The organism is Tissierella sp. QWL-11 (assembly GCF_058683765.1).
Genome location: NZ_CM178750.1, coordinates 995,284 through 1,016,197 on the forward strand (window position 1 = coordinate 995,284; position 20,914 = coordinate 1,016,197).

Annotated in this window: 20 protein-coding genes; 19 read left to right on the forward strand and 1 reads right to left on the reverse strand. The window is 30.8% G+C overall.

The annotated features are described in order from the left end of the window. The first annotated feature begins 6 nt into the window (after positions 1-6). The 12 genes from AC4PG3_RS04710 to AC4PG3_RS04765 all read left to right on the forward strand — a co-directional run bounded on the left by AC4PG3_RS04710 (position 7) and on the right by AC4PG3_RS04765 (position 10,770). Complete coding sequence (locus AC4PG3_RS04710) at positions 7-1,059, forward strand: S-methyl-5-thioribose-1-phosphate isomerase (protein ID WP_492197913.1); 1,053 nt, start codon at positions 7-9, stop codon at positions 1,057-1,059. A 40-nt stretch (positions 1,060-1,099) separates the two neighbouring features. After that, the gene (locus AC4PG3_RS04715; RefSeq protein WP_492197914.1) at positions 1,100-1,741 is read left to right on the forward strand and encodes an L-fuculose-phosphate aldolase; all 642 of its coding nucleotides are present in this window, start codon (positions 1,100-1,102) and stop codon (positions 1,739-1,741) included. A 241-nt stretch (positions 1,742-1,982) separates the two neighbouring features. Beyond that, the gene (locus AC4PG3_RS04720; protein ID WP_492197915.1) at positions 1,983-2,957 is read left to right on the forward strand and encodes a D-2-hydroxyacid dehydrogenase; all 975 of its coding nucleotides are present in this window, start codon (positions 1,983-1,985) and stop codon (positions 2,955-2,957) included. A gap of 75 nt (positions 2,958-3,032) precedes the next feature. Then, on the forward strand, positions 3,033-5,021 hold the full coding sequence (locus AC4PG3_RS04725; protein WP_492197916.1) for a methyl-accepting chemotaxis protein: 1,989 nt from the start codon (positions 3,033-3,035) through the stop codon (positions 5,019-5,021). Between the two features lie 450 nt (positions 5,022-5,471). Further along, positions 5,472-6,560 (forward strand): group II intron reverse transcriptase/maturase, encoded by a 1,089-nt coding sequence (gene ltrA / locus AC4PG3_RS04730; RefSeq protein WP_492197917.1) that lies wholly within the window; start codon positions 5,472-5,474, stop codon positions 6,558-6,560. Then, on the forward strand, positions 6,490-6,783 hold the full coding sequence (locus AC4PG3_RS04735; protein WP_492197918.1) for a group II intron maturase-specific domain-containing protein: 294 nt from the start codon (positions 6,490-6,492) through the stop codon (positions 6,781-6,783). The genes ltrA and AC4PG3_RS04735 overlap by 71 nt, the downstream gene beginning before the upstream one ends. 125 nt (positions 6,784-6,908) lie before the next feature. Further along, entirely contained in the window at positions 6,909-7,160 is a 252-nt protein-coding gene (locus tag AC4PG3_RS04740) for a sugar diacid recognition domain-containing protein (protein WP_492197919.1), read from the forward strand. Continuing rightward, on the forward strand, positions 7,096-7,314 hold the full coding sequence (locus AC4PG3_RS04745; RefSeq protein WP_492197920.1) for a glycerate kinase: 219 nt from the start codon (positions 7,096-7,098) through the stop codon (positions 7,312-7,314). Before AC4PG3_RS04740 ends, AC4PG3_RS04745 begins: the two co-directional genes overlap by 65 nt. Before the next feature lie 135 nt (positions 7,315-7,449). Continuing rightward, positions 7,450-7,872, forward strand: coding sequence for a PPC domain-containing DNA-binding protein (locus tag AC4PG3_RS04750; protein ID WP_492197921.1), 423 nt, complete (start codon positions 7,450-7,452; stop codon positions 7,870-7,872). A gap of 289 nt (positions 7,873-8,161) precedes the next feature. Next, positions 8,162-9,445 carry a copper amine oxidase N-terminal domain-containing protein gene (locus tag AC4PG3_RS04755; protein WP_492197922.1) on the forward strand — a complete coding sequence of 428 codons (1,284 nt, stop codon included), beginning with the start codon at positions 8,162-8,164 and terminating at the stop codon, positions 9,443-9,445. A gap of 129 nt (positions 9,446-9,574) precedes the next feature. Continuing rightward, complete coding sequence (locus tag AC4PG3_RS04760) at positions 9,575-10,051, forward strand: YdcF family protein (protein ID WP_492197923.1); 477 nt, start codon at positions 9,575-9,577, stop codon at positions 10,049-10,051. 68 nt (positions 10,052-10,119) lie between these two features. After that, positions 10,120-10,770 carry an HAD family hydrolase gene (locus tag AC4PG3_RS04765; RefSeq protein WP_492197924.1) on the forward strand — a complete coding sequence of 217 codons (651 nt, stop codon included), beginning with the start codon at positions 10,120-10,122 and terminating at the stop codon, positions 10,768-10,770. Between the two features lie 38 nt (positions 10,771-10,808). On the opposite strand, the gene AC4PG3_RS04770 is transcribed toward AC4PG3_RS04765, so the two are convergent. Then, positions 10,809-11,177, reverse strand: a complete 369-nt coding sequence (locus tag AC4PG3_RS04770) for a hypothetical protein (RefSeq protein ID WP_492197925.1) — start codon at positions 11,175-11,177, stop codon at positions 10,809-10,811. A gap of 253 nt (positions 11,178-11,430) precedes the next feature. On the opposite strand from AC4PG3_RS04770, the gene AC4PG3_RS04775 reads away from it, so the two are divergent. The 7 genes from AC4PG3_RS04775 to AC4PG3_RS04805 all read left to right on the forward strand — a co-directional run bounded on the left by AC4PG3_RS04775 (position 11,431) and on the right by AC4PG3_RS04805 (position 20,913). After that, positions 11,431-12,999 carry a PTS transporter subunit EIIC gene (locus AC4PG3_RS04775; protein ID WP_492197926.1) on the forward strand — a complete coding sequence of 523 codons (1,569 nt, stop codon included), beginning with the start codon at positions 11,431-11,433 and terminating at the stop codon, positions 12,997-12,999. A 2-nt stretch (positions 13,000-13,001) separates the two neighbouring features. Next, positions 13,002-13,760, forward strand: a complete 759-nt coding sequence (locus tag AC4PG3_RS04780) for a MurR/RpiR family transcriptional regulator (protein ID WP_492197927.1) — start codon at positions 13,002-13,004, stop codon at positions 13,758-13,760. Between the two features lies 1 nt (position 13,761). Continuing rightward, positions 13,762-15,096, forward strand: coding sequence for a family 4 glycosyl hydrolase (locus AC4PG3_RS04785; RefSeq protein WP_492197928.1), 1,335 nt, complete (start codon positions 13,762-13,764; stop codon positions 15,094-15,096). Positions 15,097-15,107: 11 nt separating this feature from the next. Continuing rightward, entirely contained in the window at positions 15,108-16,295 is a 1,188-nt protein-coding gene (nagA, locus tag AC4PG3_RS04790; protein WP_492197929.1) for an N-acetylglucosamine-6-phosphate deacetylase, read from the forward strand. Between the two features lie 137 nt (positions 16,296-16,432). Next, a complete protein-coding gene (locus AC4PG3_RS04795; RefSeq protein WP_492197930.1) occupies positions 16,433-18,082 on the forward strand; it encodes a PucR family transcriptional regulator in 1,650 nt (549 codons plus the stop codon). A 148-nt stretch (positions 18,083-18,230) separates the two neighbouring features. Continuing rightward, a complete protein-coding gene (locus tag AC4PG3_RS04800) occupies positions 18,231-19,814 on the forward strand; it encodes an OPT/YSL family transporter (protein WP_492197931.1) in 1,584 nt (527 codons plus the stop codon). A 25-nt stretch (positions 19,815-19,839) separates the two neighbouring features. Continuing rightward, positions 19,840-20,913, forward strand: a complete 1,074-nt coding sequence (locus AC4PG3_RS04805) for an S-methyl thiohydantoin desulfurase family protein (RefSeq protein ID WP_492197932.1) — start codon at positions 19,840-19,842, stop codon at positions 20,911-20,913. Position 20,914 lies beyond the last annotated feature (1 nt).

Sequence of the window (20,914 nt, forward strand, 5' to 3'; positions counted from 1 at the left end):
AAAAATATGAGAAGAGAAGATGATGGAATGGCATTTATGCTAAAATATGAAAATGTTGCATGGTATGAAAATGGAAAAGTTAGAATATTAGATAGAAGAATATATCCAACAAAGGTAGAATTTGCAAACTGTAAAACTCATCAAGAAGTAGCAAGGGCAATAACTGATATGGTAACCCAAAGTGCAGGGCCATATACTGCTGCAGGGATGGGTATGGCTTTAGCTGCTTATGAATGTAGAGATATGCCTAAAGAAAAAATGTGGGAGTATCTAGAAAAAGCTGCATATACATTATCTCATGCAAGACCAACTACAGCAAGCAGAATGTCATTAGTTACAAAGGGATGTTTGCAAGCTGCAAAAGTTGCCATAGAAGAAGGTAAAAGAGTAGATGAAGCTATATTTTTACGTACTATAGATTCTTTAAACCGCAGGTATTCTACTATGAGTACAGTAGCTAAATATTTAGTAGATATGTTCCCAAATAAAGGAAATATAATGACTCAATGTTTTGGAGAAACAATTGTGGGGACAATGCTTAGAGAAGCTAAAGCTAGAAATAAAGATGTAAAGATATTTGTTCCAGAGACTAGACCATATTTACAAGGAGCTAGATTGACAGCAAGTGTTGCTCATGGTCAAGGTTTTGATACAACAGTTATTACTGACAATATGCCAGCCTTTACAATGACTACAAAGAAAATAGATTTATTTACATCTGCTGCTGATGTAATATGCTTAGATGGACATATTGTAAACAAGATAGGCACATATCAAATAGCTATTTCAGCTAAATACCATGGAGTTCCATACTTTGTAACTGGTTTACCTGATGTAGGACATCCTACAATTTCAACAGTAACTATTGAAGAAAGAGACCCTAATTTAGTATTAGAAGCAAGAGGGGTTAAAAACACACTAGAAGGTGTTAAAGGATATTATCCATCATTTGATGCCACTCCGCCACATCTAGTAAGTGGAGTAGTTACAGATAAAGGAATATTTGCACCCTATGATTTAAATAGATATTTTGAAACGGAAGTTGAAGAGTACTATTAATTTCCAAATTTAACGTGGATGTGAAGGAAGTGAAATTAATATGTTAATGGAAAAGGAAAGACAATTAGTTGTTGACCATGGGAAAAAACTTATTACTAATGGCTTGACTACAGGATCAGGAGGAAATATCAGTGTCTTTAATAGAGAGTTAAATTTAGTAGCAATAAGCCCAAGTGGTTTAGATTATTTTGAAACAAAGCTTGAAGATATAGTTGTAGTAGACTTAGAGGGAAATGTAGTTGATGGGGATCTTAAGCCCTCAAGCGAATTAGGTATGCATTTAATATTTTATAAAAATAGAGAAGATGTAAATGGAATTGTCCACACTCATTCTAAGTTTGCAACTGCAATTTCTTGTATGGGCTGGGATTTAAAACCAGTACACTACTTGATTGGGATGGCTGGATATGATGTAAAATGTGCCAAATATGCAACATATGGTTCTCAAGAATTAGCAGAAAATGCTTTAGAAGCCATTGGTGATAGAAATGCAGTGTTGCTAGGAAATCATGGACTTATAGCATTGGGAGCTGATGTTCAAAAGGCTTTTTCTACAGCAGAGCATTTGGAATTTGTATCTGAGATATATTATTTGACAAAGACTTTAGGAGAACCAAAATTGTTAAATGTAGATCAGATGGATGAAGTTATGAAAAAGTTTAATACCTATAGATATAGATAGTTTATTAAACTCTAACATTATCTAAAAATCAAACCTTTCTAGGTATAGTAGATATAATATCTTATATCATAGAAAGATACTTTACTCATACTGAAAATGAATATTTTAATTTATAATGCCAATTCTAAGTTTAAAGTAATGACTTAGGGTTGGCATTATTTTAATATAGTGGTATCATAGTGGAAATTGAAGATTCATAGATATAAAATAATATAAATCTAGAATAGAAGGGATGGTTAACTTGAAAATTGTAATATTAGATGAATATCCATTAAATTTAGGTAAATTATCTTGGGAGGAGTTAAAACAATATGGTGATTTAGAAATATATAATGGTAAAGACCATCATGAGAATGATACTAAAAAGACTATTGAAAGAGGAAAAGATGCATATGCAGTGTTTACAAATAAGATTATAATAAACAAGGAGGTAATAGACGCTCTTCCAAACTTAAAATATATAGGTGTACTTGCTACAGGTTACAATATTATAGATGTAGAGTATGCAAACAAAAATGGAATTACAGTTACCAATGTTCCAAACTATGGAACTGATGCAGTAGCACAAATGACCTTTGCCCTGTTACTAGAAGTTACTAATCACGTAGCTTATCATAATAATAAAGTAAAGGTTGGTGAATGGTCTAAAAGAGGTGAATGGTGCTTCTGGGACTATCCACTTATGGAATTGTCAGGAAAAACAATAGGGATAATTGGATATGGAAGTATCGGTAGAAAGGTAGGAGAAATAGCAAAGTGTTTTGGAATGAATATATTAGCTACAGCTAATAATCCTAAAAAAGAACTAGAAGATGAAAAAATGAAGTATGTAAGCTTAGATGAGCTTTTACAGAACTCGGATATAATAAGTTTGCATTGCCCCCTTATAGAAAATACTAAGGATATTATAAATAAAGATTCTATAGCAAAGATGAAAGATGGAGTAATCTTGATAAACACATCTAGAGGAGGACTAATATTAGAAGAGGATTTAGTACAAGCCTTAGAAAGTCAAAAGATAAAAGCTGCGGCTCTTGATGTAGTATCAAAGGAGCCTATAGAAGATGATAATCCATTATTGAAATTTAAAAATGTAATCATAACTCCTCATATATCTTGGGCTCCTATGGAAACTAGGCATAGACTTATGAATATAGCTATAAATAATTTTAAGGGATTTATACAGGGGGAAAATACTAACCATATTTCAGAATAATTTGATAATCCTAAATCCTATTAAATTTTATTCATCATTGTCGATATATAATAGGAAAGGGGAGATTATGTGAAGTTGAAAAACAAATTAATATTATTTACAGTATTGGTGTGTTTGGTTAGTATTGTGTCAGTATCTTTTATTAACTATATGACATCTATCAAAAGTTTAGAGAAGGCCATAGATGATAGAGTACAATTAGAAACTGACAATATAGCAAAAGATATAGATAAATGGATATCTATACAGAAAAATACATTAGAAGAAGTTATCTCATCATATGTACTTATAAATAACTTTGATCTTGATTATGGGGCAGAGTATTTGAAAAAAGCTGCCAATAGGAATACAGGGAATCATTATTACATAGCATTTTCAGATCAATATTATGTACATCCTATGAAGATAAAACCAGATTATGATCCAACAGAGAGACCATGGTATACAGGAGCAATGGAAGAAGAAGACTTTTATGTTTCAAAGCCATATGTAGATAAGAGAACACAAAATATGGTAATATCCATAGCCAAATCATTTGAAACAATTGATGGAAGAGAAGGGGTAATTGCTACTGATATCCAGATGGATTATCTAACAGACTTTATATCATCTGTAAATTTAGGGAATGGTTCATATGCTTTTTTAATAGATAATGATGCAGATATAGTATCCCATACAAATGAAGAATATAGACCTACAGAGGAAGGCTTTACAAGTGTAAGTAGTATAATGGATGGAAAATTTAACACTCTTATAGGTATGAAAGATAAAGATATAACAGATAAAATGGCAAAAGATTATGATGGGGTTGAAAGACTATTTTTCTTCAAGCTATTATCTGAAACAGACTGGATAGTAGGAGTAGGGGTTCCTGAAGATTATGCACTTGGAACTATAGATAATGCAGTGAAATACACAATAATAACTGCAATATTAGCGATTTTACTTGCATCAGCCGTAGCATTATATATATCAAACTCTATTTCAAAACCAATAATAAATGCTGTGGGAATTGCAGAGAATATAGGGAATTTAAACCTAAAAGATGAAATAGATGAGAAAAAGTTAAATAGAAAAGATGAAATAGGAACCATGTATAATTCCTTTAGTATGATAATTAGTAAATTAAAGGATTTTATAAAAGAAATGGAAGCTTCTATAGATACAAATCAAGAAGTATATGAAGAGACTCTAGAGAGATTAAATTTTTTAGTAGATCAAGCAGAAGATACGTCAGCTACAACACAAGAACTATCAGCAAGTATGGAAGAAACTTCAGCATCTACTATATCCCTAGATGAATCTAGTAGAGAAATAGATAACGCAACAATTGACTTTACTGAAAAAGTAGAAGAAGCCTCAACTACAACCAATGGAATAAGCACAAAGGCAGATTCACTAAATACCCAATTTGTACAAGCTAAAGACAATACAATGGATATATATTCAAATACAAGGGATGAAATAAAAAAGGCAATAGAATCATCAAAACAAGTAGAACAGATAAATGTATTATCAAATGCAATCCTAGAAATATCTGAGCAGACTAGTCTATTGTCACTAAATGCAGCTATAGAAGCAGCAAGAGCTGGAGAAGCTGGAAAGGGATTTGCAGTAGTAGCAGATGAAATAAGAAAACTAGCAGATAACTCAAATTCTACAGTAGGAGAAATCCAGGAAGTTACTAAGGGAGTAACTAAGGTAGTAGATACTTTAGTAGACAGTACAAAAGATCTAATAGATTTCTTGGAAAAAAATGTAATAAATGACTATGAAATGATGGTAAATGCTGTAGATGAATACAAAGAAGATGGTAAAAGTTTAAACAATATAATCTCAAATCTATCAGCAACAGCAGAAGAATTATCAGCAACTATAACTCAAGTGGCTCAGTCTATAGGTGATATAAATATAACAGTAGAAGAATCTACAAAGGCTACTACAAATATAGCTGAAAAGAATATGGATATTGCACAGGCAATAAATCATATAAATGAGATAATGGAGAAGAACAAAGAAGTATCAGATAAATTACATGAGATAGTATCACAAGTAGAGTATTAAATTTAGGGCGGTCTTTTGACCGTCCTTTTTATTGTGCGCCCAGCATGGACGCAAACTAGTCGGTGAAAGTCCGATACGGGGGTTGATAGTGCCAACCGTTAGCTTAAGACAAGGGTGTCCACTGTGAGGTGGAATCTGAAGGAAGTCGGCGGCAAAACTCCGGTCTGAGGTACACGAACTACATTTGAGGCTTGACCTTGTGGATGAGGTTGCAATACAAACCAAAGTCCTAAACTATCCGAAACAGGGGAAGTAAATGTAGCAGATATATGGAGAGAAAGTTTGTATTCTTACCTGGGGAGGTCTGATAGATAAGTCATAAAAGACTACGGTCTACATGACAAACTACATAGTGATATGTAACTGAATTATCAGAAGTCAGCAGAAGTCATAGTACAAGATTAATCATGATAATCTTGGAAGGACTGAACATTAGGGAGGTGAGTAAGTTTGGCAATCTCAACAAACATGAAAAGAATACAGAAAACCAAAGATTTGGGCTGGACTGTGGAAGTAGAGATGGAAACTCAAGGTAAACAGGGAGCGTATAGTGATTTGTCGGCGAAGTCAAATCTGAAAACCAAGTCGGGATTTAATACTGAAAATCTACTCGAAAAGATTGTAGATAAGAGAAATATCTTTGAAGCATACAAAAGAGTACTAGCTAACAAAGGAAGTAGTGGAATAGATGGAATGAGAGTAGATGAACTTCTAACCTACCTGAAAGAAAACTACGAAACTTTGAAAGCAAATCTGTTAGATGGAAAATACAAAGTACAACCAGTAAAAAGAGTAGAAATACCCAAACCCAATGGAGGCATAAGACTCCTTGGAATACCAACAGTAGTAGATAGATTAATCCAGCAAGCAATAAACCAAGTGATTAATCCGATATTCGATAGAGCATTTTCAAATAATAGCTATGGATTTAGACCAGGAAGAAGTGCACACATGGCTCTAAAACAAGCTCAAACATATATAAATGAAGGATACAAACAAGTTGTAGATATGGACTTAGAAAAGTTCTTTGACAATGTAAACCATGACATATTAATGAACTTAGTATCAAGAAAGATACAAGACAAAAGAGTATTAAAATTAATAAGGAAGTATTTAAACTCAGGGATAATGTTAAATGGTATAGCAGTCAAATCAGAACAAGGAGCACCCCAAGGTGGTCCTTTAAGCCCATTACTCAGCAATATATTACTTGATGAATTAGATAAAGAATTAGAAATAAGAGGACATAAATTCTGCCGTTACGCTGATGATTGTAATATCTATGTTAAAAGCACAAGAGCAGGAGAAAGAGTCCTTAAGAGCATCACTAAATTTCTAGGAAGAAAACTAAAACTAAAAGTAAATACTGAGAAATCAGCAGTATCTCCACTAACTAAAAGAAAATTTCTAGGATACAGTTTCTACTACTCAAAAGGTAAAATTAGATTTAGAACCCATAACAAGAGTTATGAAAGACTTAAAGAAAAGATTAGAAAGATTACTAACAGAACTAGACAAATGGGTACGAAGGCGACTTAGAGCTTGTGTATGGAAAACATGGAAACTAGGTAGAACAAGATTTAAGAATCTAATGAAACTAGGAGTACCTAAATACAAGGCTTGGGAGTATGCAAATACAAGGAAAAGTTACTGGAGAACATCAATTAGTCCAATACTAAGTAAAACCATAACTAATCAAAGACTGATTAGTCATGGTTTTAAAAGTTTATCTTCACAGTATGAAAAAGCTAGACTGTCTTAATGAACCGCCGTATACCGAACGGTACGTACGGTGGTGTGAGAGGACGGAAAATAAAATAATTATTTTCCTCCTACTCGATTATATTTATGATAGAATTATATTAATATATAATTGGAGGTTTTAGTGTGAAGATAGCCAATTTTATAGCTCAAAATATAGTAGAAGAAATAAAGGAAATAATCAAGCAAGATATAAATTACTTTGATGAAAAGGGATTTATAATTGCAAGTACTGATAAAGATAGAATTGGGCAATTCCATGGGGGAGCAAAAAGAACTATGGATTTTAAAAAAGATACTATTATAAAATATGATGGAGAATATAAAGGGGGCAGGAGCAGCTGGGGGATTAGGTGCAGGACTTATAGCTTTTTGTGATGCCAATATAAATCAAGGAATAGATTTAGTTATAGACATAATTAATAGACCTATGGATCTAAAAACTGCTATAAAGGAGGTAGATAGTTTAGTTGAAAAAGCTGCAATTACAGCGATGAGGGTAGTTCAGATGTGTAGCAGGTATAAGTTATAAAGTTAAAACTATGAACACTTTAATTCAGGATATATCTACTATAACTGTAGTAGATGTTGTTACTTTAATTTTCCTGAAAAAGTTATATACTAGGGTAAGTTATGAATATAGCTATAGAGAAGGGAAGGGGATAGCATGAAATATAAAAGATTCAATGACAAATATATTTTAAAACTTGAAAAAGAAGAAGAGATAGTTGAATCATTAAAAAGATTTGCTAAAGAAGAAAAGATAAAACTAGCAAAAGTTTCTGGCATAGGAGCTGTAGATAAAGCGACAGTAGGATTATTTTTAACCTCTACTAAAAAATATTATTCTAAAGACTTAGAAGGAGATATGGAAATAGTAGCCTTAAATGGAAATATATCAACTATGAAAGGTGAAGTCTATATACACTTGCACATAGCTTTAGGCGATGATAATTTTAATATCCGTGGTGGACACTTAAACTCTGCAGTAATAAGTGGAACTGGAGAAATTATAATAGAACTTATTGAAGGAGAAGTGGATAGAAGATTTGATGAAGATGTAGGATTAAATTTATTTAAATTTGATTAGGAATATAAAGTTAAGGTGGAGAAGTCGATAATTGTCCGCCTTAACTTTTTTAATTATTAATATTGTTTATCTATAGATGAGTTTTTCTAAATTGATGATATAGTTTTTACGCAGAATACTTAGCAGTAGGCACTATAGTTATTATCTATATTGTGTTAAGATAATATTGTATTAATTTTTAATTTTGAGACAAATAATAAAGAAACAATTTGGAATAAATTTAAATTATACTAATTCTATATAAATATTAAATAGAGAAGACAAGTCTAAAAAATGATGGAGGGATAATATGAAAAAATTAAGTAGGTGTTTAATATTAACAATTTTGGTTTTGATGATCTTTACTGTAACAGTAATGGCAGAAAATAGTTCAATTAAGGTATTCATAAATGGTAAAGTTTTAGATGATGATGTCCTAATTGTAAATGACAGAACATTAGCACCTATTAGGTCTATTTCTGAAGGTCTAGGTTTTGCTGTAGAACATATAGAACAGGATGAAAGGGTAAGTATTAAGAAAAACAATAGAAATATAGAATTCACAATAGATTATAACAAAGCGAAAGTAGATGGCAGAGAAGTAGAATTAGATGTAGAGCCATTTGTGAAAGAGAGTAAGGTATTTATTCCTCTTAGATTTATTGCTGAAAATTTAGGAGACAAGGTTGTCTGGGATGAAAAGAATAAAATTGTTTTGATTGGTGAATTTTCTGGTGAAGTAGAGATTGAAAATACATTTTTATACTTTAATGATGAATATGGCTATACCTTAAACTTTCCTAATACATGGAAAGAAGAAGCAATAATAAAGACAGAAAATGGAGTTTTATATGTCTATGATAAAGAAACTGCTGAGAAATTTATGGAAGATGGAGTTGATAACTTCGGTCCTGTATTTGAAATAAGGGGTAGTGAATATCCTGTAGTAGCTGACTTGCCCTATGAAGGGGATTATCTACTTGGATATAGAGATGGAATGTATTTGGAAGTATTATTTTGTAGAGATTTTCAATTCTATCCAGAGACTCAAGATTCCTATGTAAAGATATCTAATGAAGGCAAAAAAATATTAGGTTCTTTTAAAATGGTCAATGAAGAGACTTTTGTAGAAGATGACAATAAAAATTATATTCAAGAAATAGATTTATTACATGATATATTAGATAATGATATTCCAGAAAATATATTTAATAGAGATGAAATATATACTTATAAGAATCCCTTATCTAATACAAGATTTTTATATATGAGAGAGAAAAATGATGAAGAAGTTTTAATAAAGATAGAAGCTTTATTTAATAAAGATAAAGAACTTAAACAATATCATCTAAAGAGTTATGGTTATGAGCTAGTTAAAAATAAATTAAGTCAATTTGAGGCATTAGAGTTGGCAAATAAATTTATAGATAAATATTTAGGTGAATCTATTGAAGTTATAAAGAAGCCAGATTTATATCCAAGCTTATATGAAAAAGACAAACATGAAACTTATGGAGATAAAGATGGGAACTATGTTGTAGTTGTAGATTTGGAGCATGGATTTGTAGAATACTTTAAGAGAATAGATAATTAATTAAATGGAGAATCAAATGGGAAAAATAGCATATAAATACTTGTTTTTTTAGGAATAATAGTTTTAACATCCTTTTTAATAATTCAAGGGCTTATACTAATTGAGGGTAGTAAAACAACTACACAAAAGGTGGATTATGTAGTTGTTTTAGGTGCAAGGTTATATGGAGATGTTCCTTCACCTGCTCTTTTAGAAAGATTAAAGGTGGCTAAGGATTATTTAATTAAAAATAAAGATGTGAAAGTAGTAGTTTCTGGAGGACAGGGAATAGATGAATATATACCAGAAGCAAAGGCAATGGAGAAATATTTGGTGGATAATGGTATTGAAAATAATAGGATAATTGTTGAAGATAGATCAACATCTACCTTCGAGAATTTACAGTTTAGCTTAGATAAAGTGGAAAATGTAGAAAATAATGGAAATTTAAAGGTATTAATAGCTACTAATAAATATCATATATTTAGAGCAAAATTCTTGGCGAAAAGGCTAGGGGTGAATCCATATGGACTTCCAGCTGAAATACCTCCATCAATTATTGTCCAGTCATATATTCGAGAGTATTTTGCAGTTATAAAATCCTTTATTTTTGATAAGGTAATTTAGTGAAAAAAGATTAGATATAAAGAAGAAGCAACAAGCTTTAACTTTAGGAAAGGATGTGAATGTTTAAGATGAACAAATATAAAGGTATTATTTTTGACTTAGATGGAACATTATTAAACACCATAGAAGACTTAGGAGATAGTATGAATGAAGTACTAGAGAAACTTAATTTTCCTGTTTTTACTTATGATGAGTATAAACTAAAAGTTGGTGGGGGATTTAAGGGCTTAGTAATTAATAGTTTCCCTAAAAATACTAATGAAGAGATGATAGATGAAGGGGTAAAATTGTTTGCTGATTTTTACGATAAAAATTATCTTAATAAAACTAGGCCATATGAAGGAGTAATAGACTTATTAAATACATTAAATAAAAAAGGGATAAAACTAGGTATAAATTCAAATAAGCGAAATGATTATACAAATAATTTAGTGGATAAATATTTTAATGATATCCCCTTTGTAAAGGTATATGGAGATCGTAATGGAGTCTTAAAAAAACCAGATCCTACATCTGCCTTAGAAATAGCTAAATGTATGAATTTAAAAGTAGAAGATATATTATATGTGGGAGATTCAAATGTAGATATCTTAACTGCTAAAAATGCATCTATGGATAGTGTAGGTGTACTTTGGGGATTTAGAGGTGGAGAAGAGCTATACAAATACGGTACTACTTTTATAGTGGGAAATCCAGAAGAAATACTAGATATAATATAAGAAATAAGAATAAGGTGCAGACATAAATGATCTGCACCTTATTCTTCTATATCATGATTAATTATCTCTTCGATCTTTAATGATATTTTTTCTAGGTCAAGTTTAGCTTCTTTTTTTATGCTTTTTTTAAGCATAGGTCCTATTTGATTTATATCGTCAAGTATATCTTTTAAAAGTTCTATTGCAGCTGTGGCCTCCATTATTTCTGTGGGAGTTTCAACTATATTAGAGAGTATAGAAGTTTCTGTTCTTGAAGCTATCATAGGACTCTTAATTCCATCCACATATACATATGTCCTTTTCCCAGGACCTCTATCATCTTCAATAGGCTCTAATCCGATAATTTTATCAGATCTAATAAATTTTCCATATCCCAAAGGGACTATAACATCTTTTCTAATTTCCATAAAAATCCCCTTTCAAACTTTAAATTTATTTATATATTATAAATATACCCATTTAAGATAATATTATTTTTAGATATTTATTTATATAATTAATTAATTCAAAATACAAAGCTTTCTTTAGTCATAAAAAATGACCAAAGTACAAAGTGATGGTCATAGTTTTAAAATTAGTTTAATGGTTGTTAAATGAGTATAAGTATAATAATCTATTATTAAGGATAGTTTCTAAATATTCAGAAAAGGAGATGTGGAGATGATAAGAAAGAAAAAGGCAAGTGAAAAAATTCAAAGATTTGGCCGATCCCTTTTGCTTCCAATAGCAGTAATGGCACCAGTAGGTATGGTTCTAGGACTTACAGGAGCATTGGTTCAAGGGTACATGATTGAAAGGGTGCCGTTCTTAGGGAATGCTACATTGCAAACTATTTTATTAGGCTTAAGAAGTATAGCAGGAGTAATCTTCAGCAATATTCCAATCTTATTTGCAATGGGTGTGGCATATGGTGTATCTAAGAAAGAAAAGGGAATTTCAGTATTTTCATCTATAATTTCATATTTGATTTTAAACGGCACAATAAATGTATGGCTGCAATCTACAGGTAATCTAGCTCCACCTGAACAAATGGCACAACTTGGTCAAGGTATGATTCTAGGTATTCAAACACTTAGAATTGATGTATTAGGGGGTATAATAAGCGGTTTATTAGCTGCATTTATGACTGATAAATATCATGAAAAAGAGCTTCCTGTAGCCTTTGCATTTTTTAGCGGTAAAAAATTTGTACCTATAGTTACCATTGGAGCGACTATAGTAATAGGACTTATCATACTATTTTTGTGGCAATATATAACAAAGGCACTTATCTCCATGTCATCAATTATATTGAGTGGACCTATAGGCGTATTTCTAAACATAGTAATGGTTAGATTATTAATCCCATTTGGACTTCATCATGTTTGGAGTGCTATGCTTAGATTTACAGCAGCAGGTGGAACTTATATGATAGCAGGAGAAGAGTTTGTAGGCGTGCTTCCTGCATTAAATAAAATATTATTTGAGCTAGGGCCTTCCCATAAAGCTTGGGATATGGTACCAGAATTAACTAGATTTATGGCTCAAAATCAAATGCTAGTTACTTTATTTATGATACCTGCAATAGGCCTTGCAATGTATAGATCTTCATATGCAAAAAATAAGCCTTTTGTAAAAGGTATAATAATTACAATGGTTTTAACTCCATTTTTAGGTAATATAACAGAGCCTATGGAGTTTTCCTTCTTATTTATTGCTCCATTACTATATGTATGGTATGTATTTTTAGCTGCAACAGGTAGTGTACTTCTTGCATTATTAGGAACAGCAGTTGGGTATATAAGAGGTACAATATTTGACTTTGCCATATTTGGGTTATTGTATGAAAATACGAAATGGTACAATTTATTTATAGTAGGAATTCCATTAGCTATAATTACCTATTTTTCTTTTAGCTGGGCTATTAATAAGTTTAATATAGCAACTCCAGGTAGAGAAGAAGACATGAGTTACAGTACACTTCTTCAAGAGAAAAAATATGATGAAGTTGCAAGTATAGTAATAGAAGCTATAGGTGGAAAGGAAAATATATTGAGTGTAGAAAACTGTGTAACTAGACTTAGAATAGATCTAAAGGATATGCACATAGTAGATAAGGAAAAATTAAAAGAGTCTGGAACATCTGGAATCTTCTTTCCAGCTAAAAACCATATACACATAGTATTTGGTCCAAATGTTGAGTTTGTAAAAAATGCTGTAGATAGAGAGATTAGAGGGGAGCTGGCTTAGAATTGAAACTAAGTAAATTGACAGAGAGATATGATGAATTAACAGATTTAGAAAAAAAGATAGTTGAATTTATAATAAATAATCCAAAAAAGATACAAGATTTACCTGCAAGTAGTATAGGGGATATTTTGTTTGTATCTAAGACTTCGATTATCAATCTGTCAAAGAAACTTGGTTTTGAAGGATACAGTGAGCTTAGATACTATGTAAAAGATTATTTAAAAGATAAAGAAGAAAATAAGGTAAATTTAACTTTTGATGAAATATTAGAAGGTATAAATATGGAAGTTTCAAAAACATTATCTCTGCAAAGCAAAGAAAATGTAGAAAGGATTATAAAAAAGATATTAGAATCTAGAATTATTTATATAGTAGGTAGAGGGGCTTCGGGGCCTATTGCCAATATGCTTAGTTCTAGACTTGCACTTTTAGATATAAGGGCTATATTAGTTGAAGATATAAATATTATAGATGTATTGGGAGAGTCTATAGCATCTGATGAAACAGTGATACTTATATCTCTATCAGGTGAGACAGAAAATATTGTTAAATTAGCAAAAACTGCCAGAGCTAGAAATATAGATGTAATATCTATTACGGCCTTTTCGAATAATACTTTACAAAAACTTTCTAACTATAATATGTTTTGCTTTGCAGATGATACAAGAACTAAGTATAATGATTTGATTTCAAGGGTTGGACTTCATAGTTTAGTCCAAATACTGATTTCATGTATTGAGATAGACAAAGGGAGTGTATAGATTGAATAGAAGAGAGTTGGTAGTTACAATTGTAGGGGCTGGGAGTACTAGAACCCCAGCGCTTATTGGTAGTCTAGTAAATTATAAAGAGAGATTTCCATTAAAAAAATTAATCCTATTTGATATAAATAAAGATAGAATGAATGTACAAGAGGACTATATAAGACTTACAATGGAAAAATATTGCCCTGATGTAGAACTTTTATTTACAGATGATGAGGATAAAGCTTATATAGATATAGACTATGCTTTTGTTCAAATGAGAGTTGGAGGATTTGAAATGAGAGGGAAGGATGAAAAAATTCCTCTCAACCATTGCCTTATAGGTCAAGAAACCTGTGGACCTGGAGGATTTGCCTATGGTATGCGTTCCATTGCTCCTATGGTTCATATGGTAAAAAAGATAAGAGAATACTCTCCAGATGCTTGGATACTAAATTATACAAATCCTGCAGCGATTGTGGGACTAGCTTTATCAAAAGTATTTCCACATGATGATAGACTCTTAAATATGTGTGATCAACCATATTCTATGATAAAATCATTTGCAAAGATACTAGATGTGGATATGTATGATATAGAGCCTAGATATTTTGGATTAAATCATTTTGGTTGGTTTACTAGACTTTTCAATAAAAAGACTGGAGAAGATTTAGCTCCAAAGCTTAAAAAATATTTAAAAGAGCATGAATTTCAACCATTTAATGCAGAACAAAGGGCACAATCTTGGCTAGACACTTATAAAAATGTAAATAAGATGATGGAGTTTTTTCCTGAGTATATTCCAAACACCTATTTACAGTATTATTTCTTTTCAGAGGATATAGCAAAGGCAAGTGATCCGGAACATACTAGAGCAGAAGAAGCTCAAAGAGGTCGAGAGAAAAAAGTATTAGATATATTAAAAAAGGCAAAAGATCAACAGTCTTTAGATGGAATAGATCTATTAATAGGTGAAGTTCATGGAAATATGATGGTAGAAGTTGCAGAATCCATAGCTTTTGATTTAAACAATGTATTTGTAATAATGGGAGTAAATAAAAATAAGAGCATAATTTCAAATATGCCTGAAGATTCCTTTGTAGAGGTAGCAGGTGAACTCGGAAAAGATGGAGCTAAATTATATCCTTATGGAGAAATTAAGACATTTTATAAGGGACTTATGGAAAATCAAAATTCCTATGAAAAATTAACTGTAGAGGCAGCCCTAGAAGGAGACTATATAAAGGCATTACAAGCTCTTACTTTAAATAGATCTATAGTAAATCCACAAAAGGCTAAAGCAGTATTAGATGATTTAATGGAAGCTAATAAAGATTATTGGGAGTTAAAATAGGAGTGATCAAAATGTTTCTTTATTCAAAGAGAATTTATACACCTACAGGATATAAAGAAGGATATATAAAGATAGAAGATGGAAAAATAAAAGAGATATTAGAAGAAATAGATGATAAATTTATAGATTATAGGGAAAAGATAATAATTCCAGGTTTCATAGATGTTCATGTTCATGGATGGGCTACAGGTTCATTTGTCCATGAGGGAAATAAAGAATCCTTAGAAAAGATGTCACAGCAAATGGTAAAACAAGGGGTCACATCCTATCTAGGAACTCTTGGAACTGACAGTCTTGAGAATATAAATAATAGGCTTAAAGAAGGGAAAAAAGCAATAGAAGAATATATTTCGGGAAAGGGCTCAGAAATTCTTGGAATCCATCTGGAAGGACCATTTATAAATGTAGAATACAAGGGAATGCAAAAAGGTGAGTACTGTATTGATCCTTCTATAGAAATACTAGAGGAGTTTTTTGAAAGTGGGGGCAAAGAAAATATCAAGCTTATAACCATAGCCCCAGAATTAGATGGATCTTTAGAATTTATAAAGTATTGTAAAAAGGAAGATATACAAATCTCAATAGGTCATAGTGCAGCAGAGTTTGAAGATATAAAAAGATTAAAGGACTATGGCTTAGGAGGATTTACACATACTTTTAGTGGTATGAGAGGTTTCCATCACAGAAGACTAGGAGTTGTAGGAGCTGCAATGTATTTTGATGTTATGTATTCAGAGTTTGCCAAGCAAACTGGTATGACTGTAAAGCCTGAAGCTTTTGAGATAATGTATAAACTAAAAGGACCAGAAAAGATATTTTTGACTACAGATGCAGTAGGCCTTGCCCATGTAAGGCAGCCATTTCACCACTATATAAGGGAATGTATTTTTAAACCTGATGGGGATCATCTTATTATGGAATATGATGATGGCAGGGTAGAGAGAATTTCTAAAGATGATTATGAAAAGGTAAAGAATTTAGAATTGGGATTTTTAGGATCAGTTAAAAATGTTATAAGAAATATAGATGCATCTATAGGTGATATAGTGAAAATGGCATCAGAAAATCCGGCGAAATATATAAATGTATATGATAAAAAAGGCTCTATAGAAAAGGATAAAGACGCAGATTTATTAGTAATAGATTGTGATTTCAATTTAGAAGATGTATATGTAAAAGGGATAAAACAGGAGATTTAAATAATTATAAGAGATATCTATTTAGGATATCTCTTTTTTGTGGTATATAAAATAGATAATACAGAGTTTATTTTATTTTGTGCTGTTATAGTATATAATTAATTTTAATTTAATTATTAACTACTGGGGGTATTTAAATGGATGACTTTTTAGAAAATATAGTTAACGATATTAAAGAGATGAATTTAAATTATGGACAAGACAGTATAACTGTAAAAGAAGTTTTACATTTACCATCATTTCTTAAATGCGAAATTTTAGGTGGAGATTTAGGATTAAACAATAATTGTAGTCACATGACCATACTTGAAACTCCAGAAGGAATAAATTGGTTAGAAGGTGGAGAATTCCTATTAACTGCTGGGTATGCTTTGTATAATAGTAAAAGATTGAAAGAAAATTTTATTTTAAATGCTTTTAATAATGGGGTTTCTGCTATTGGAATAAAAGAAAATAGATATTTTGGAGAAATAAGTAAAGAGTTAATTGAAGATGCAAATAAATATAATATTCCCCTTATTAAAATGCCATATAATTTGATATATACAGATACAATTTCTAGTTTTTATAATTTATTATTTTATAAAAAAAATGAACACATTCTTAATCTAAATACTATGTATAAAAAAATATTAAATTTGACTTTTGACAATAAAGATCTAAATGGAATAATCTATTCTCTATCAAATATTTCAAATTCTAATGTGTTTTTGTTTGATAGTGATTTAAAAATATTAAGCGAGAATATTATAAATCCCAAATGTTGTAAATCTATTTTAAATCTTATGCCTTTTAATAATGAAGGTGAAAATATCCTACAAAATCTTAAAGAGTTTTGTTTAAATATTAAAATAGGATATATATACATTAGTATATTTCCTATCTTGAGAAAAAATAATATCATTGCATTTTTGTATTTAATAAAAGATTCGGAACTAAATTATTTAGAAAAGAGTGCCATAGAATATGGATTACCGATTATTTCTATGAAATTAGAAAAAGAAAGGATATTCAAATTAAGCCAAACAAGATTTAATAAAACTTTAGTAGAAACAATGCTAAATAACAAAGATTTACCCAATGAGTTTTATAAGAATGTTGAAAAAGATTTAGGCTGGAATAGGGAAGGGATACTTATTGGATTTTGTATAAAAGTAGATTCTGTAAAACAAAAAAGTGATATGAATTTTAATAATATTATTTATGAAGTATTAGATGATATATTAGGATCTAACAATTATTTAGCTACAGATAGATATAATGAGATATTTGTATTTTTAAAGATACAGTCAGATGTATATTTAAAAGAAATTGTTGAAAAAATAAGAGGATCTATGAGAACTTATAAAGAAAAATTTTTAGTATCAATAGGAGTATCTGATTCACGTCATAGTTTAGAAGAAATAAAAAAGCTTTATAATGAATCTTATTTATCAGCTCTATTTTGCGATAATGACATTATATATTACAATTCATTAGATACTTTGAAATTACTATATCCTTTAAAAGATGACAAGGAAGTAAAGAATTATTATAATCGTACTATAAAAAAGCTAGAAGACCACGATAATAATTCAGGAATGAATTTAATTGAAACTATAGAAATTTTTTTCAGAAATAATATGAATAAAAAGCTTACTGCATCTAAGCTTTATATTCATGTAGAAACATTGAGATATAGACTTAGCCGCATTGAAGAAATTACAGGATACTCTTTAAATGAAGCTGAAGGAATATTTGCATTGCAAATGGGTTTAAGATTGAAAAGAATATTAAGATTAAAATAATTACCGATATTTTTATGTACATACATAAAAATATCGGTTTTTTATTATGTTTTTGTATGATTGTATATAAAAGTTCAAATTGTTATAATATTCAAAATGAGTTAGTGTAACACTGCAATGTGATATCAAACAATGAGGAGGTTATAAAATGTCAAAAAAAGTTTTTAATGAGAATGGCAGTACAAGAAAAGACAGAGTAAGTGCTTTTGAACCAGCTACGCTAATTATGGGATGTATCTTAGCAATTCTATCAGCAATTATTTGTATGCAGATTATAGGGAAAGTAGGAGTTACTCCTAATACATCTCTAATTGGGGCAATAGTAGCAATGGTAATTGCTAGGGTTCCAATACAGTCATTTATGAAATTTAGATCTCTAGAAAGACAAAACTTGCTTCAAACTACTGTTTCTGGTGCTGGTTTTTCAGCTGCAAATTGTGGATTTCTAACCTTGGCAATTTTCTTTGTATTAGGTGAAACTGGATTTATTATACCCATGGCAATAGGTTCATTAACTGGATTAGTATTTTCTATTTTTATCGTTGGTAAAATTTTTGATAGTAGCATATTTCCAGCTGAGGCTGCATGGCCTCCAGGAGTAGCAACTGCTCAAGCTATAAAAGCCGGTGATGAGGGAGGAGATAAAGGAAAGAGGCTTTTACAAGGATTAATAATTGGTGGAGTGGCAAGTTTTTTTAAACTACCTGCAGCTGGAATTGGAATTGTATTTATAGCTAATATTTTTTCAATGACAGGTTTAGGTCTAGGATTGTTAATAAGAGGATATTCTCCTTCCATATTCAATGGTTTAGATTTAGGGACAACTTATATACCTCATGGAGTAATGATAGGTGCAGGATTGATGGCACTGATACAATCTATGAAGATAATATTTAAAGGAAATAAAAAAGAAGTAGACAAAACTGTAAATTATACTAAGTCAGATGAAAATACAAAAAAGAATTTAGGTCTAGGAGTAATTCTCTTTTTATCAGGAGCATTTATATTGGCATTAGTATCTGGTATAACATCTCAACTAGGAATAGGTAAGTTAATATTATGGTTAATATGGGCAACTTTTTCAGCAACTGCAGCTATGTTGTTGGTAGGTATGGCAGCCATGCACTCAGGTTGGTTTCCTGCTTTTGCGATTACAACGATATTTATGACAATTGGAATATTTTTTGGATTCCCAATAGTACCTTTAGCTCTTCTAACAGGATATGTAAGTTCTGTTGGTCCATGTTTTGCTGATATGGGTTATGACCTTAAAGCAGGTTGGATATTAAGAGGGGAAGGTGCAGATAAAGAATATGAATTATATGGTAGAAAACAACAGGTTATTGCAGAAACAATTGGTGCTGTAATAGGAATAATAGTAGTTTTACTAAGTATGAATTTATACTTTGAATCAGATTTATTACCACCTGTTAGTAGAGTTTTTGCAACCACTGTAAGTGCTTCTGCAGATAGTTCATTAATTAGTACTTTATTAATCTGGTCAATTCCTGGAATCATAATCCAGTTAATAGGTGGTCCATCAAGGATGATTGGGGTATTATTTGCTACTGGATTACTAATTAATAATCCTATATATGGAGTAGGAGTTATGGTAGCTGTAATAGTAAGGTTGATATTTGGAACTGAATTCATGGAAATTAGAGATGCTGGTTTAATTGCTGGCGATGGTTTATATGGATTTTTTGCAGCTTTAATAAAAGCTATGATATAAAAACTTAGATTTAGAGGTGAAAACTGTGAAAGAAAATATTAAATTAGATAGAGAAATTTTGAAATATGCTTTAATTGGTGGCTGCATCCTCGGTGGTGGAGGAGGAGGATCTAGAAAAATGGGTGAAGCTATGGGAAATGTAGCTTTAGAATATGGAGACTTGGAATTGATTGATATTGAATCTATAGAAGATGATATGTTAATAGTTACTGCTTCTGCTGTTGGTGCACCTGCTGCTATAGATAAATTTATTAAACCAAAGGATTATGTTAGGACTATAGAAATATTAGAAGAAAATACAGGAGTAAAAGTTGGGGGAATTATAACAAATGAAAATGGTGGAGCAGTAACAATTAATGGCTGGATCCAAGCTTCAGTTTTAGGGATACCATTAATAGATGCTCCTTGCAACGGAAGAGCTCATCCAACAGGAACTATGGGAAGTATGGGATTAAACAATATTTCTGACTTTATATCTTATCAAGCTTTTTCTGGTGGAAATCCTGAACTAGGTAATAAGATTGAAGGTTTTGTAAAGGGAGATATTTTTAAAACATCAAGAATGGTAAGGCAAGCTGCTGTAGAGGCTGGAGGTTTAGTTGGAGTTGCAAGAAATCCTGTTCAAGCTAAGTATATTAAAGAAAAAGCTGCAATTAATGGGATTAGTCATGCTATTGATTTAGGCAAGAAATTTTATGAAGGTATGAAAACTTCACCAAAAAATGCAATAAACAATGTAGTTGATTTTTTAAATGGTGAGATAGTAGTCGAAGGAATTATATCTAATTTTGAGTTAATCACTGATGGTGGGTTTGATGTAGGTAAAGTTGTTGTAGAGGGAGTTGAAATGACTTTTTGGAATGAGTATATGACATTAGAAAAAGAAGGAAAAAGACTTTATACATTCCCAGATCTTATTATGAGTTTTGATAAAGATACAGGAACTCCTTTAACTACTGCAGAAATTAGTGAAGGTAAAAATATAGTAGTAATAGCTACTAATAAAGAAAATATTAAACTAGGAGCAGGTATGCGTGATTTAAAACTACTTAAAGAAATTGAACCTATAATAAATAAAGAAATAATAAAATATATTTAAT